Below are 15,235 nucleotides of genomic sequence, written 5' to 3' on the forward strand. Positions count from 1 at the left end.
ATGTACCGGACCGGGGATGTGGTGCGGTGGTCGGTTTCGGGGGAGCTGGAGTTTCTGGGGCGTGCGGATGATCAGGTGAAGATCCGTGGGTTCCGCATCGAACTCGGCGAAATCGAATCCCTCCTCGCCGCACAGCCGCACGTCGCTCACGCCGCCGTCATCGTCCGCGAAGACCAGCCGGGCGACAAACGCCTGGTCGCCTACGTCGTCCCGGACAGCGGCACCACCCTGGAACCGCAGACGCTGAACGCGGCGGTGACCGACCGGCTCCCGGACTACATGGTTCCGGCTGCGGTGATCGTGCTGGACGCGTTGCCGCTGACCACGAACGGGAAACTGGACCGCAGGGCCCTGCCCGCACCCGACTACGCCCGCCTCAGCACCGCCCGCGCACCACGCAACCCCCGCGAAGAAACCCTCTGCGGCCTCTTCGCCGAAGTCCTCGGCCTGGACAGCGTCGGCATCGACGACAGCTTCTTCGACCTCGGAGGCCACTCCCTCCTCGCCACCCGCCTCATCAGCCGCGTGCGCTCCACCCTCGGTACCGAACTCGGCATCCGCGCCCTCTTCGAAACCCCCACCGTCGCGGGCCTGGCCGACCAGCTCTCCGACAGCACACCCATACGCCCCGAACTCGCCCCGACTGTACGGCCTGAGCGGTTGCCGTTGTCGTTCGCGCAGCGCCGGCTGTGGTTCATCAGCCGCCTCGAAGGGCCCAACGCCACCTACAACATGCCCCTCGCCGTCCGCCTCACCGGCACCCTCGACGAGCAGGCACTGCGCACAGCCCTCCACGACGTCATCACCCGCCACGAAAGCCTGCGCACCGTCTTCCCCGAAGACACCGACGGACAACCCCACCAGCACATCCTGAGCCCGGACGAGGCAGTCGAGTCGCTGACGCTCGTCACGGTCGACGCCCCCGGCGAGGAGGCGCTGGCGGCGGTCATGGAGAAGAGCGCCGGTTGCCGGTTCGATCTGGCCGTCGATCTGCCGCTGCGGGCATGGTTGTTCACCAGCGCTCCGGACGAGCACGTACTGCTGCTCGTCATGCACCACATCGCCGGCGACGGCTGGTCAATGGCGCCGCTGGCCAAGGACCTGTCCACCGCCTACACCGCGCGCAGCGGGGGCCGCGCCCCGTCATGGGCTCCGCTGCCGGTGCAGTACGCGGACTACACCCTCTGGCAGCGTCAGCTCCTCGGCGACGAGGACGACCCCGAGAGCGTCATCACCGGTCAGGTGGCCTTCTGGCAGGAAGCGCTCGCCGGTGTTCCCGAGGAGCTGGCGCTGCCCTTCGACCGGGCGCGTCCCGCCATCGCCTCGCACCAGGGTGGTTCGGTGCCACTGACGCTGGACGCGCAGTTGCACGCACGGATCGTCGAACTGGCCCGTGTGCAGGGCACGAGTGTGTTCATGGTGATGCAGGCCGCCCTCGCGGCCCTGCTCACCCGCCTCGGCGCCGGCGAGGACGTCCCCATCGGCTCGCCCATCGCCGGGCGGACCGACGACGCCCTCGACGATCTTGTCGGCTTCTTCGTCAACACCCTCGTCCTGCGCACCGACACCACCGGCGACCCCACCTTCACGGAACTCCTGAAGCGCGTCCGCGAGACCGACCTCGCCGCCTACGCGCACCAGGACCTGCCCTTCGAACGGCTCGTGGAGCTCCTCAACCCCGTCCGTTCCCTGGCCCGCCACCCCCTCTTCCAGGTCATGCTGACCCTGCAGAACCAGACGCAGGCCGGGCTCGAGCTCCCCGGGATCAGTGTCGGCATGGAACCGCTGGGGCCGCCGGCCGCGAAGTTCGACGTCGGCTTCACCCTGACGGAACGTTTCACTGCCGATGGCGGCCCCGCAGGCATGGATGGCACCGTCGATTACGCCACGGACCTGTTCGACCGCCCGACCGTGGAGGTGCTGTCGCGTCGCCTGGTCCGGCTGCTCGAAGCCGTCGTCGCCGACCCCGGCCTGCCCATCGGGCAGGTGGAGATCCTCTCCGACCACGAGCGGCACCAGCTTCTGACCGACTGGAACGACACCGGCCGCGACGTACCGCAGACCACGATCCCCGAGCTGTTCGAGCAGCAGGCGGCCCGTACGCCCGATGCCACCGCCGTGGTCTTCGAGGGCACCGGCCTCACGTACGCGGAACTCAACGCCCGCGCCAACCGGCTGGCCCATCGCCTCATCAGCCAGGGCACGGGCCCCGAGCAGATCGTCGCGATCGCCCTGCCCCGCTCGACCGAGCTGATCGTCTCGCTCCTGGCGGTCCTCAAGGCCGGCGCGGCCTACCTGCCCGTCGACCCCGACTACCCCGCCGACCGCATCGCCTACATGCTCGCCGACGCAAACCCCACCTGCGTCATCACCGACACACAGACGCGCCCCATCGTCGGATCCACCACGACTCCCGTGATCGTCCTCGGTACTGACGAGACGGGCGACGCCGACGACAACCCGGCCCGGACGACCCTGCGCCCCGACCACCCCGCCTACATCATCTACACCTCCGGCTCCACCGGCCGCCCCAAGGGCGTGGTCGTCCCCCACAGCGGCATCGTCAACTTCTTCGCCGGTGTCGACGAGCGGGTGGGCTGCGGTCCGGACGACACGCTCCTGGCCGTCACCAGCGTCGCTTTCGACATCTCCGTCCTGGAGCTGCTCTGGACGCTCGTCCGCGGAGCCCGCGTCGTGCTGATGCAGGACCGTGCCCTGGTCAAGGAAGGCGCCGGGGCCCTGGCGTCCGAGCGGGCGGTCAAGCCGTGCGACGTGAGCCTGTTCTACTTCGCGAGCGCCGAGACGGCCACCGCCGGTGACAAGTACCGGCTGGTGCTCGAAGGGGCCCGCTTCGCCGACCGTCACGGGTTCGAGGCGGTGTGGACCCCCGAACGGCACTTCCACGAGTTCGGCGGGCTCTACCCCAACCCCTCCGTGATGAGCGCGGCGCTGGCCACGGCGACCGAGCGGGTCAAGATCCGGGCGGGCAGCGTCGTCCTGCCCCTGCACGACCCCATCCGGGTGGCGGAGGAATGGTCGCTGGTGGACAACCTGTCTGGTGGCCGGGTCGGCGTGGCGTTCGCCTCGGGCTGGCACGCCGACGACTTCGCCTTCTACCCGGACCGGTACGAGCAGCGCAAGCAGTACACCTTCGAGGCGATGCAGGTCGTCCAGGACCTGTGGCGAGGGGGATCGCGGAAGGTCCGGGCCGGATCGGGTGCCGAGATCGAGGTCAAGGTCTTCCCGGCGCCCGTCCAGCGGGAGCTGCCGACGTGGATCACGACGACCGGCGGCGGCGAGGCGTTCGCCCGTGCGGGCGCGATGGGCGCCAACGTCCTGACGCACCTGCTGGGCCAGTCGGTCGAGCAGGTCGCCGCCAACGTCCGGCTGTACCGGCAGGCGCGCGCGGACCACGGCCACGACCCCGATGCGGGTGTGGTGACGCTGATGGTGCACACGTTTATCGGTGAGGACCGCGAGGCGGTCCGGGAACAGGTGCGTGAGCCGTTCACGGCCTACCTGAGGTCATCGGTCGGGCTGCTGATGAACCTCGCCAAGAGCCTGAACCTGCCGTTCGACCCGTCGAGCATCACCGATGCCGACCGGGACACGCTGCTGTCCTTCGCCTTCGACCGGTACTTCGAGAGCAGTGCGCTCTTCGGAACCGTCGAGTCGGTGCAGCCGTTCCTCGAGGGGCTGAGTGCGGCCGGTGTCGACGAAGTGGCGTGCCTGATCGACTTCGGCCTTCCGGACGACATGGTCCTGGAGCACCTGTCGAGCCTGGCGGCGGCCCGCGATCTGCATGTGCAACGGGTCGGAGGGGAGGAGGACCTGTCGCTGGCGGGCGTTGTCGAGCGGTATGCGCCGACGTTGATGCAGTCGACGCCGTCGCTGATGCAGATGATCGCGCAGGACGAGCGGAATCTGGCAGGTCTGGGCTCACTGCGGACCCTCGCCGTGGGCGGTGAGGCGCTGCCGTCGTCGCTGGCCGGACTTCTGCGGTCCGAGCTGCCGGATGCCCGGCTCGTCAACATGTACGGGCCGACGGAGACCACGATCTGGTCGGCGACCCACGAGGTGGGGGACGTGGCGGGACCGGTCCCGCTGGGGCGTGCCATCGCCAACACACGGACGTACGTCCTGGACGACCGCCTGGAGCCCGTACCGCCCGGCACCCCCGGCGAGCTCTATATCGCCGGCGCGGGACTGGCCCGCGGTTACCTCAACCGCCCCGCCCTCACAGCGGAACGATTCGTGGCCGACCCCTTCGACACCACCGGCACCGGTGCCCGCATGTACCGCACCGGCGACGTCGTGCGCCACCGCACCGACGGCACCCTCGAATACCTCGGTCGTGCCGACGACCAGGTCAAGATCCGCGGCTTCCGCATCGAACTCGGCGAGATCGAGGCCGCACTCGCCGCACAGCCCAATATCGCCCACGCCGCCGCCGTCGTCCGCGAGGACCGCCCCGGCGACAAACGACTCGTCGCCTACGTCGTCCCCACCGACACACTCACCGACAACGCGACCCTCTCCCCGGACACCCTCCGCGCAGCCATAGCCGGGCACCTGCCCGACTACATGGTCCCCAGCACCATCCTCACCCTCGACGCCCTCCCCCTCACCCCCAACGGAAAACTCGACCGCAAGGCCCTGCCCGCACCCGACTACGCAACCCTCACCACCGGCCGCAAGCCCCGTACCCCGCAGGAAGAGGTCCTCTGCGGTCTCTTCGCCGAGGTCCTCGGCCTGGAAACCGTGGGCGTCGACGTCAGCTTCTTCGAGCTCGGCGGGCACTCCCTCCTCGCCACCCGCCTCATCAGCCGCATCCGTTCCGTGCTGAGCGTCGAGCTGGGCATCCGGGTGCTGTTCGAAGCGCCGACGGTGGCGGGCCTCGCCGAACACCTGACGGGCGAGAAGGCACAGGACTCGCTGAAGCCGCTGTTGCCGCTGCGGGAGAGCGGAACCGCGGAGCCGCTGTTCTGCGTTCACCCCGGCACGGGCCTGAGCTGGCCCTACGCGGGCCTGCTCCGGCACATTCCGCAGGAGGTGCCGATCTACGGGCTGCAGGCCGGGCAGGTGTGCGGGGAGGGGGAGCCGCCGCGGGACCTCGCGGAGATGGCGGACGACTACGTCCGGCACATCCGGTCCGTCCAGAAGGAGGGGCCGTACCGCCTGCTGGGCTGGTCGTTCGGCGGCCTCGTGGCGCACGCCGTGGCCACGCGCCTGCAGGAGCAGGGCGCGGAGGTGTCCCTGCTGGCGTTGCTCGACGCCAGCCCCAGCGAGCAGACGTCCGCCCCCGCCTCGGTGGACGAGCGGGCGGCCGTGGTCGGGCTGCTGCGCTCCCGCGGGCACGTCTTCGACGATGCCGCGGCCATGGACCTGCCGGAGGCCGCGGAGATCCTCGTCGAGCATGACGAGTGGTTCCGCCACATGGACGTCCGCACCGCCGTCTCCGTCCTGCGGTTCATGCTCGACAGCGCGACCCTGTCCAGGGGGTACAAGCCCGCCGTGTTCCGCGGCGACGTGCTCGCCTTCGTCGCCGCCCGGGAGGGCGAGGAGACCGTGGTGACCGCGGGGGACTGGGCGCCGTACGTCGACGGGAGCGTCAGCCGGCACGAGATCGACTGCGTGCACATCGACATGATGCGTCCCGTCCCCCTGGCCGAGATCTGCACGACCGTCAATCAGTACCTGCGGTAAGGCGACGAGTGAAGGTGTTCTCCGTGTCGAATCACCCGACTGCCGGGTCCGGCCCCGCCCGGAACCGCTGGCTGAGGTTCCTCAGCAACCGGCCCGGTTCCCGGGCCCGGCTGGTTTGCTTCCCCCACGCCGGGGGAGCGGCCGGCTATTACCAGGCGTGGCCGCGGCACATCCCGTCCGAGGTCGACGTCGTGGCCGTGCAGTACCCCGGCCGGCAGGACCGGCTGGGGGACCCGCCGGTGACGGACATGCGCACCATGGCCGAGTCGGTCGCCGCGGCGCTGCAGCCGCTGGCAGACCGGCCGATGGCCTTCTTCGGGCACAGCCTCGGGTCGGCGGTCGCCTACGAGACGGCCCGCGTGATGGAGGGGCTCATGGGGTCGCCGCCCGCGATCCTCTTCGCTTCCGCCCGGATGGCACCGCACGCCGCGAAGCTCTCGGACCTGAGCCGGCAGGGGGACGCGGCGCTGATCGCCCATCTCACCGAACTGGGCGGCATGGCCCCGGAGATCCTGGCGGACGAGGAACTGCTGGGGCTGGTGATGCCCGCCATCCGCGCGGACTACCGCCTTCTCGAGGACTACCGGCCCACGCGCCTCGCCAGGCTGTCGACCCCCGTCGCGGCCCTGGTCGGCACGGACGACAAGGCGGTCGACGCCCGGTCCGCAGCGACCTGGAGCGACGCGACGCGTGAGTTCCTCGGGGTCAGCGAGTTCCCCGGTGGCCACTTCTACCCCGACGCGTGCCTGGAGAGGCTGAGCGGGGAGATCACCCGCCATCTGCGGGAAAGAGTGCTGTGAATCCCTCCGTGACGCCTTCCGCTGCCGGCAGCGGGGCGGTCGCCACGAGCACCGTGCGCGCCGGCACCACGCAGCGGTCGCCGGTCTTCGCCCCGGCGCCCGCCGCCGGGGCGCCGTCGGGGGCCGTCGTGTCCACGACGACGCGGTAGACCGCCCCGGGCCGGCCCGGCACGGTGAACTCCGCCGGGTCGTCGCCCGCGTTGAGCAGGACGAGGATGTCGTCGTCACGCTGCGGCGCGCCCTCGGGCGTCAGGGGGTCGACCCGGTCCCCGGCCAGGAGGAAGCCGAGGAAGCGGGTCGAGGGGTCCTCCCAGCGCCCGGTCGTCATCGGGCGGCCCTCGTGGTCGAACCAGGCGATGTCCGGCAACCCGGGCGGCTCTCCCGCCCCGGTCAGGAACGTGCGGCGGCGCAGCGCCGGGTGGTCGCGCTGCAGGGCCACGACGCGGCGTACGAAGGCGGTGAGCTCCGGCCGTGCGCTCTTCCAGTCGTACCAGCTGGTGGCGTTGTCCTGGCAGTAGGCGTTGTTGTTGCCGCCCTGGGTGCGTCCGATCTCGTCGCCGCCGCAGAGCATCGTCACGCCCTGCGACAGCAGGAGGGTGGCGAGGAGGTTGCGGCGCTGGCGCTCGCGCAGCGCGGTGACGGCGGGGTCGTCGGTGGGGCCTTCCACGCCGTGGTTGGCGGCGCGGTCGTCGTTGGTGCCGTCGCGGTTGTCCTCGCCGTTGGCGTGGTTGTACTTGCGCTCGTACGTCACCAGGTCGGTGAGGGTCTTGCCGTCGTGGCAGGTGACGAAGTTGACGGAGGCGTCGGGGCCGCGGCGTCCGACGGCGTAGAGGTCGGCGGAGCCGGTGAGCCTGCGCGCCAGGTCGGCCACGGCGGGCCGGCCCCGCCAGAAGTCGCGCAGGGTGTCGCGGCAGCGGTCGTTCCACTCGGCCCAGCCGGCCGGGAACCGGCCCACCTGGTAGCTGTCGGGGGCGCCGACGTCCCAGGGTTCGGCGATGAGCTTGGTCCGGTTCAGGACGGGGTCCTGGTGCAGGAGGTGGAAGAACGCGGCGAGCCGGTCCACGTACCCGTACTGGCGGGCGAGGGTGGCGGCCAGGTCGAAGCGGAAGCCGTCGACGTGCATCTCCGTCACCCAGTAGCGCAGCGAGTCGAGGATCAGGCGCAGTACTTCGGGGCGGCCGACGTCGAGGGTGTTGCGGGTGCCGGTGGTGTCGATGTAGCGGGAGCGGTCGGCCGGGTCGAGCCGGTAGTAGGTCTCGTTGGCGAGGCCGCGGAAGCTCAGGGCGGGGTCCGCCGGGCCGCCCTCCGCCGTGTGGTTGTAGACGACGTCGAGGATGACCTCGATGCCCGCGGCGTGCAGGGCCGCGACCATCCGCTTGAACTCGGTGATCTGTCCGCCGCGGTCGCCCGACGCGCTGTAGGCGGCGTGCGGGGCGAAGAAGCCGATCGTCGAATAGCCCCAGTAGTTGGTCAGGCCCCGGGCGAGCAGGGAGGGTTCGGAGAGGTGCTGGTGCACCGGCAGCAGTTCGACGGCGGTGACGCCGAGGTCCGTGAGGTGGCCGAGGACGGCGGGGTGGGCGAGCCCGGCGTAGGTGCCGCGCAGCGCGGGCGGTACGCCGGGGTGGGTGGCGCTGATCCCTTTGACGTGGGTCTCGTACAGCACGGTCCGTGACCAGTGCGTGCCCGGGCCGCGGTCGTCGCCCCAGTCGAAGGCCGTGTCGGCGACCAGGCAGGCGGCCGTGCGGGGGCCCAGCGGCCGCATGATCCTGGCGTAGGGGTCGAGGAGCAGGGTGCCGGGGGAGAACAGCAGGCCGCGCCCGGGGTCGTGGGGGCCGGTGGCCCGGAAGCCGTAGCGCCGCCCCGGGCCCACGCCCGGCACGTAGAGGTGCCAGATGTCGCAGTCGGCGGACATCGCGAGCCGGCTCTCGTGGCCGTCCTCGTCGAGCAGGCAGAGCGTGACGTGGCCGCCGTAGGCCCCGGCCGAGGAGTACACGGCGAAGTTGGTGCCGTGGCCGTCCCAGGTCGCGCCGAGGCGGTAGGGGTCTCCTGGCCGGGTGTCGGTCATCTCGGGCCCTTCCCTGTCAGTCGTAGCCGCCGAACATGAACAGGGAGGCGCGCTGGTCGGCCGGGTTCATCAGGCCGTGCAGGTTGCCGCCCTTGAGCAGTGCGAGGTGGCCCGCGGGGAGCCGGCGGATCTCGAAGGAGCGCGTGCGGGTTCCGGAGTCGGCCCAGTCGCCGATGACCATCAGCGCGTCGCCCTCCAGCATCAGGAAGACTTCCTGGTTGTCGCGGTGCCGGTGCAGGCCGATGCCGCAGGCGGGGTCGAGGACGTGCAGGTCCATGTAGGTGACCGCCAGGAACGGCTCGGTGTCGCCACTGCGGTGGCCCTTGGAGCCGTGGGCGTCCAGGTTGTACGGCTCCAGGACGCGGGGGAGGTCGCCGCTGCCCGCCCAGCGGCCGTAGTCGCTGAACAGGGTGCGGTATTCGAGGAAGCCCACGCCGCCGTGCGGGTTGGGGCTCGTACCGACGCTCAGGTAGGCGTCCCAGCCGCGGACGCGCATCTCGAAGCCGAGCCGGGTCACGCCCCGGTCCGGGTCGGCCGCGCCCGAACCGTCGCCGCCGGCGGTCCAGCGCACGTCGAGGTGGAGGGGCAGGACGGGGTGCAGGGTGTGGCCGGGGGAGACCTCGCGCAGGTCCCGTTCCGTGAGGCGGTCGCGGGCGAAGTCGTCGGCGCCGCCGGGGACGAGGTCGGGGCGGGGCTGCAGCAGCCCGGAGTCCAGGGCGGCACGGCCCCGGTCGCCGAGCAGCTCGCGCAGGCCGCCGCCGTCGTGGCCCCACAGCTCGACGGTGTAGAAGTCGCTCTCCTCGTCGTAGGGGGCCCGCAGCGTCACCGGGGGCCCGCCCCGGACCGAGACGACGCAGCCGATGGTGTCGCCGAGCTGCCCGGCCGCCCGCCACAGCGCGGAGTCGGGGCCGCCGCGGTAGCTCAGCTGCAGGAACGGCACGCGCCGGTCGCCGGCGGCCGCCCAGCCGCGGACGGCCCGGGTGTCGGCGAGGCGGAAGTCGCGGACGTTCTGCTTCTGGAAGTCGGTCTTGACGTCCTGGAGTTCGGGGTCGAGCTGGTCGGCGTCGCCGCCGCTCGGCCCGTACAGCTCGAGCCAGCGGTGCGGGAAGAGGTACTGCAGCGACAGGGACTCGTAGTGCTCGCGCTCGGCGGCGAGCCGGGAGCGCTCCACCAGGCCCAGCAGCCGCAGCAGCGGGTTGTCCGCGGTGTAGTCCGGCGGCTTCCCGGGATCGACGCGGAAGACCGAGTCACTGTGCACGATCTTGGGCATCGGACCGCCTCACGTGGTGTGGTAGAGGAAGGCGACGAATTTCAGCGGCTCGCCGGACGGATTGCGGATGCCGTGCACGCCGCCGCTTTTGGTGAGGATGACGCTGCCCGGTTTGACGGGCAACTCCCGGCACTTGACCGGGCCCACGCCGAAGACCTGCCGGTCGACCAGGGGGTAGGAGTCGGTGGCCGGGTCGTCGCCGTCGCTCATGTAGGCGATGCCGGTGCCGGAGACGATGTAGTAGAGCTCCTCGGAGCCGATGTGGCGGTGCGTGCCCTCGACCGTGCCGGGCGGGACGGTCACCTCGTGGAAGAAGACCAGCTCGCTGCCGAGTTCGCGCTGGAAGAGCCAGCGCATCTGGATGACGTTGTCCTCGAAGCGCTCCGGGTCGCCGGGGTCGGTCATCGCGTTGCGGTAGTTGACGGGCAGCACGTCGGCCGCGTCGGGGATGAAGTAGCCGCGCTGGAAGTCCAGCAGGTAGTTCTTGTCCTCGACCGTGTTCAGCGCCGAACTGGGCTCCGGTGTACGGGGCTCCTGGTGGGAGCGGAGGTAGGCGTTGTCCCACTGCGCGTCGCCGATGTTCTGGCCCGTGGGGTAGAGCACCCCGTCCTCGCGGAAGGCCAGCAGCACCTTGCGGGCCCCGCCCAGCAGCGGCGACAACCGCGGCACGCGGGTGATGGGCGCGTCCCGGCCCATCAGGGGCAGCACACGGTGGTCGTGGGCCGAGCCGGCGGGCGGCTCCAGCGTTTCCCAGATCTCCGCGGCGTACGCGCCGATGACCGGGTCCCAGTGCAGAGTGACGACGGCCTCGCCGGCCCGGTCCGGGCCGTCCCCGACGAGCCGGACCCAGGCTTTCACGCGCGGTCCGAGCCGGCGGCCGAACTCCCGGGCCTGCTCGACGAGCCGGATGCCCGCGTATTCGATGCGCAGCATCGAGCACAGCCGGGTGCCGCCCAGGAAGACGTCGCCCTTGATGGCGGTGCCGTCGGCGCTGTTGCGCACCTCGGAGACGTAGTAGCGGTAGCGGGAGGAGCGGGTCGCGCTGAGGTAGCGGGCGTGGTAGATCCGGTCGGGGTAGAACACCACCCGGAAGATCTCGTTCTCGGGGTGGGTGAAGATCTCGTCGAACCGGGTGTCCATTCACAGCCTCCCGAGCAGCGTGCCGGCGACGCGGAACGCGTTCGCCTCGATGGTCAGCGTGGGGTTGGCGCTGCCGGACGTCGGCATGAACGAGCCGTCGGTGACGTAGAGGTTGTCGAAGTTCCAGGCCCGGCAGTCCGGGTCGAGCACCGAGTCCGCGGGATCGGACCCGAAGCGGGCCCCGCCCAGGACGTGGTTGGCGATGCGCACCACCGAATGGCCGACGGAGCCCGCGCTGATGTCACTGGTCCGCCCGCCGGCGGCCAGGATGCGCCGGCACTGCTCGGCGAGGGTGTCCATGAGCGCCCGGTCGTGCGGGTGCCAGGTCTTGACGATGTAGGCGGCCGGACGGCCCCACTTGTCCTTCACGGTGGGGTGGAGCTCGATCCGGTTGCCGCGCTGGGGCACCTGGTTGGCCATGAACGCCACCGACAGGCGGCGGCCGAAGCTCGTCTCCAGATAGTCCTCGAAGCCATTGCCGACCAGCGAGGTGTCGTAGAGGTATCCCTTCCAGATGTTGTCCATGTCCATCGCGTGCCAGGTGCGGGCCAGGGACAGCGGCAGGGCGCCGTCGGAGGTGTTGTTGTAGATGACGCCGCCCGCCCACAGCCCCTGTTCCCTGATCCACTCCGCGCGTGCGCAGTGGTCGGTGGCCCAGTCGGAGTCCAGGGTGCGGGATTTGTCGGCCCGCTCCGGCACCACGCACTGGGCGCCGCCGAAGCAGTGGGTCAGGAAGTACGCGCCGAGCAGCCCGTTGCCGTTGATACGGCGCTCGAAGGCGGAATCCAGCAGCGCGGACAGCCGCAGCAGCCGCACCGATTCGATCGCGGAGCAGGCGACGACGACGGTCCGCGCGGCCAGCGCGCGGGGGCGGCCCGCCGGGTCGCGGTAGTGGACCCGGGTCACCTTGGAACCCTCGGCTTCCAGGTGGGTGACCGTGCAGTTGGCCCGCAGGTCGAAGCCGCCGCCGGCACCGCCGCCGTCGGCGCCGAGCGGCGCCAGGAGCGAGACCCAGGTGTTCGACTTCAGCCCCAGCGGGTCGCCGTAGCGGTTGACGAACGCCGTCTTGATGCTCTCCTCGTCCCGCGGCACGGTACGGCCGCTGGGCGCGTGATCGCGGGTGATCACCGCGAGCGGGGTGCGGTAGCGGCGCATGCCCAGGGCGTCCATGCCGGCGGCGGCGTACGCGCTGATCGGGTTCGGTTCCAGCGGCGGCTGGTAGTGGTCGGCCGAGGGCGTCTTCGCCTGGCCCTCCCACGTGCCGTTGACACCGATCAGCCGCTCCGCCGTCGTGTAGTACGGCTCCAGGGCCGCGTAGTCGACGGGCCAGTCGCGGGCCTCGCGCAGCACGTCACGGCCCGGGTCGTCACGCAGGTCGCCGCGGCCCTCGTTGAAGCTGCGCAGCCGCAGGTCGTCCGGGGTGAAGCGGGGCGAGACACCCCCGTAGAGCTGGGTGCCGCCGCCCACCACCTGGGCGGTGTAGCCCTCGATGGTGACGCGATCGGCGCCGTCGCTGTCGCGGTAGACGTGCGGCTCGTCGTTGAGGTCGGGCTCGACGTGGCTGGAGAAGTACGCCTCGCCCGTATTGGCGACGCCCGGCACCGTGATGCGCTTCTCGGCACCCGTGGCGAAGGACTCGTCGCGCTTGAAGTCGCTCAGCCCCTGCGGGCTCTGCGCCTGGGTGCGCAGCAGCGGGCCCTTCTCCAGCATCACCACCCGGTGCCCGGCCCGTACGAGCGTGTGGGCCACCGGGGCGCCGCCGGCCCCGCTGCCGATGACGACGATGTCCGCGGGCTCCAGCGGCCCCGTTCCCTCCGCCATGGCGTCCCCCTAGCCGCGGTAGTCGGTGTTGTGCCCCAGCGGTGATTCCAGCGCGCGCCGCCAGTCGAAGAGCGTCTCCCCACGGCCGTCCCGGAAGCGGTTCTCCAGGTACATCCAGCCCGCGGCACCCGAGTTGCCGCCGTGCCGGGGGTGGACGAACGCGCCGGTCATCGCGTGCCGGCGCAGGAGCAGCAGGAAATGGCGCGGGCTTCGGTAACGGGAGTGGTCCCAGCCGTCGACCTTCTCGGTCTCCATCTGCCCGTACAGCTCCGCGTACGCCTCCGGCGCCACCGTCGCCGGGTCCAGCCCGCCGGAGCGGGCCCGCAGCAGGTCGCCGACGATGCTCAGGCAGACGCGGTAGTCGTCGGCGTGGTGCTGCTCCTGGCGGGCGAGGAGTTTGTCGATGTAATTGACCGTGCCGACCTCGTCGTCGAGCTGATAGGCGAGTGGGAATTCCGCACTCCGCCGGGACCGGTCGAGGGATTCGTACACCCCGCGGATGAAACGGCGGTTCTCCTCGAGACGGAACGGCAGCAGATGTGCGACGAGCCGGCCCAGCAGTTCCCGCTCGGCCCGGTTCAGGACGAGCGGCACGGCACAGGCGTCGGTGAAGAAGCGCGACCAGCTCTCGCCGTTGTCGAGGACGGTGCGCTGCGGATTGACGGCGTCCAGAACATACGTCCCGTCGACCGCGAACTTGTAGGTGTGCACCTGCCCCTTGGGGACCCGCACGGTGACCGCCCGGAATCCGGTCGGCTCACCCGCGAACGACAGGGGCCGCAGCGGTACGGGCGAGTGCAGCGGGCCGAACGTGCCGGTGACGGTCACGGTGGAGGGCGCCGCTGCCCGGCCGTCGTGCACGAACGTCACGTCGTTGAACGGATACGAGCTCGCCGCCGAGACCCCGTCCCAGTGCGTGTCGACCACCGGGAAACGCCAGGCCTCACAGATGGCCGCCCGGGGGTCCCCGGGCGCGTACTGGCCGAAGTCGTGGCGCGGGGCGTCCCCGTCCCGCGCGAGGTATTTCGTGCAGTGGTTCAGGACGTACTGATCGTCCCTTTCGATGATCTCGACCTTCACCGCATTCCCCCGAACTCGGTCGATCTGGAGCCATCCATGCGGAGACGTCAATGAAAGTATTGCCGGGCCGGTGCTTTGTCCACGGCCGGCACAACCAGCGCTGCGCCTGTGCTCCGGGGTTTTTCGAGGGGCCGGTGATTCTCCGGCGCGGGCGGGCCTCCGATAGCCTGAGGCCATAATGAACAGCTTCACGACGCCATGGGGCGAGTTCGATCTCGCCCGCTTCCCCGAGGACCCCCGCGACCCCCTGCGCGCCTGGGACGCCGCCGACGAATACCTGCTGCGGCACCTCCACGGAAGCGACGGGGAGCCGACCGGTCTGCCGGAGCCGGCCGGCACCGTGGCCGTGGTGGGGGACCGGTGGGGCGCCCTCGTCACCGCGCTCGCCCGGCACCGGCCCGTCCAGATCACCGACTCCTTCCTCACCCAGGAGGCGACCCGGGCGAACCTGGCGCGCAACGGCCTCGCCGCCGACTCCGTGCGGCTGCTGTCCACCAGGGACACGCCCCCGGACCGCATCGACGTGCTGCTGATCAGGGTGCCCAAGAGCCTGGCGCTGCTGGAGGACCAGCTGCACCGGCTCGCGCCCCGCCTCCACGAGGGCACCCTCGTCGTCGGCACGGGCCGGGTCACCGAGATCCACACCTCGACGCTGAAGCTGTTCGAGCGCCTCGTGGGGCCGACCCGCACCTCCCTGGCGGTGAAGAAGGCACGGCTGATCTTCTGCACCCCCGACCCCGGCATCCAGCGGCCCGCCAACCCGTGGCCGCACCGCTACGCCCTGCCGGACGGGATCGGCGTGATCTCCGGGCGCACCGTCACCAACCACGCCGGCACCTTCTGCGCCGAGCGCCTGGACATCGGCACCCGCTTCTTCCTGCCACGGCTTCCCCGGCACGCCGAGCCCGAGCGCATCGTCGACCTGGGCTGCGGCAACGGCGTCGTCGGCACGGCGGCCGCGCTGGCCAACCCCCGGGCCGAGGTGCTCTTCATCGACGAGTCCTACCAGGCGGTGGCCTCGGCGGAAGCCACGTTCAGGGAGAACGCCGGACCGGGGACCACGGCGGAGTTCCAGGTCGGCGACGGCCTGGCGGCCGTGCCCCCGCAGTCGGTCGACCTGGTCCTGAACAACCCGCCGTTCCACAGCCACCAGGCGACGACCGACACCACGGCCTGGCGCATGTTCACCGGCTCCCGCAGGGCGCTGCGCCCCGGCGGCGAACTGTGGGTCATCGGCAACCGCCACCTGGGCTACCACGTCAAGCTGCGCCGCCTCTTCGGCAACTGCGAGGTCGTCGCCAGCGACCCGAAGTTCGTCATCCTGCGGGCCGTCAAGCGCTGAACCACCGCGCC

8 protein-coding genes are annotated in these 15,235 nt (G+C 71.2%); 3 read left to right on the forward strand and 5 right to left on the reverse strand.

The window, feature by feature from the left end:
- Nucleotides 1-75 precede the first annotated feature (75 nt).
- Together ABZ956_RS22480 and ABZ956_RS22485 are read left to right on the forward strand one after the other, a co-directional pair.
- Nucleotides 76-5,706: a MupA/Atu3671 family FMN-dependent luciferase-like monooxygenase gene (locus ABZ956_RS22480; RefSeq protein ID WP_361896429.1), complete on the forward strand. Its 5,631-nt coding sequence runs from the start codon at nucleotides 76-78 to the stop codon at nucleotides 5,704-5,706.
- A gap of 23 nt (nucleotides 5,707-5,729) precedes the next feature.
- Nucleotides 5,730-6,506, forward strand: a complete 777-nt coding sequence (locus ABZ956_RS22485) for an alpha/beta fold hydrolase (RefSeq protein WP_361896432.1) — start codon at nucleotides 5,730-5,732, stop codon at nucleotides 6,504-6,506.
- On the opposite strand, the gene glgX is transcribed toward ABZ956_RS22485, so the two are convergent.
- From glgX to ABZ956_RS22510, 5 genes are read right to left on the reverse strand one after another with little or no spacing between them, the layout of a single operon-like run.
- A complete protein-coding gene (gene glgX / locus ABZ956_RS22490; RefSeq protein ID WP_361896435.1) occupies nucleotides 6,475-8,571 on the reverse strand; it encodes a glycogen debranching protein GlgX in 2,097 nt (698 codons plus the stop codon). The genes ABZ956_RS22485 and glgX overlap by 32 nt on opposite strands.
- Before the next feature lie 16 nt (nucleotides 8,572-8,587).
- The gene (locus ABZ956_RS22495; RefSeq protein WP_361896437.1) at nucleotides 8,588-9,841 is read right to left on the reverse strand and encodes a hypothetical protein; all 1,254 of its coding nucleotides are present in this window, start codon (nucleotides 9,839-9,841) and stop codon (nucleotides 8,588-8,590) included.
- A gap of 9 nt (nucleotides 9,842-9,850) precedes the next feature.
- A complete protein-coding gene (locus ABZ956_RS22500; RefSeq protein WP_361896440.1) occupies nucleotides 9,851-10,981 on the reverse strand; it encodes a cupin domain-containing protein in 1,131 nt (376 codons plus the stop codon).
- On the reverse strand, nucleotides 10,982-12,802 hold the full coding sequence (locus ABZ956_RS22505) for a GMC family oxidoreductase (RefSeq protein ID WP_361896443.1): 1,821 nt from the start codon (nucleotides 12,800-12,802) through the stop codon (nucleotides 10,982-10,984).
- Nucleotides 12,803-12,811: 9 nt separating this feature from the next.
- On the reverse strand, nucleotides 12,812-13,882 hold the full coding sequence (locus ABZ956_RS22510; RefSeq protein ID WP_361896445.1) for a gluconate 2-dehydrogenase subunit 3 family protein: 1,071 nt from the start codon (nucleotides 13,880-13,882) through the stop codon (nucleotides 12,812-12,814).
- Between the two features lie 178 nt (nucleotides 13,883-14,060).
- Between ABZ956_RS22510 and ABZ956_RS22515 the strand changes: the two genes are divergently transcribed.
- Nucleotides 14,061-15,224 (forward strand): methyltransferase, encoded by a 1,164-nt coding sequence (locus tag ABZ956_RS22515; protein ID WP_361896448.1) that lies wholly within the window; start codon nucleotides 14,061-14,063, stop codon nucleotides 15,222-15,224.
- The last annotated feature ends 11 nt before the right edge of the window (nucleotides 15,225-15,235 follow it).

Source organism: Streptomyces sp. NPDC046261, assembly GCF_040646235.1.
Taxonomy (GTDB): Bacteria; Actinomycetota; Actinomycetes; order Streptomycetales; family Streptomycetaceae; genus Streptomyces.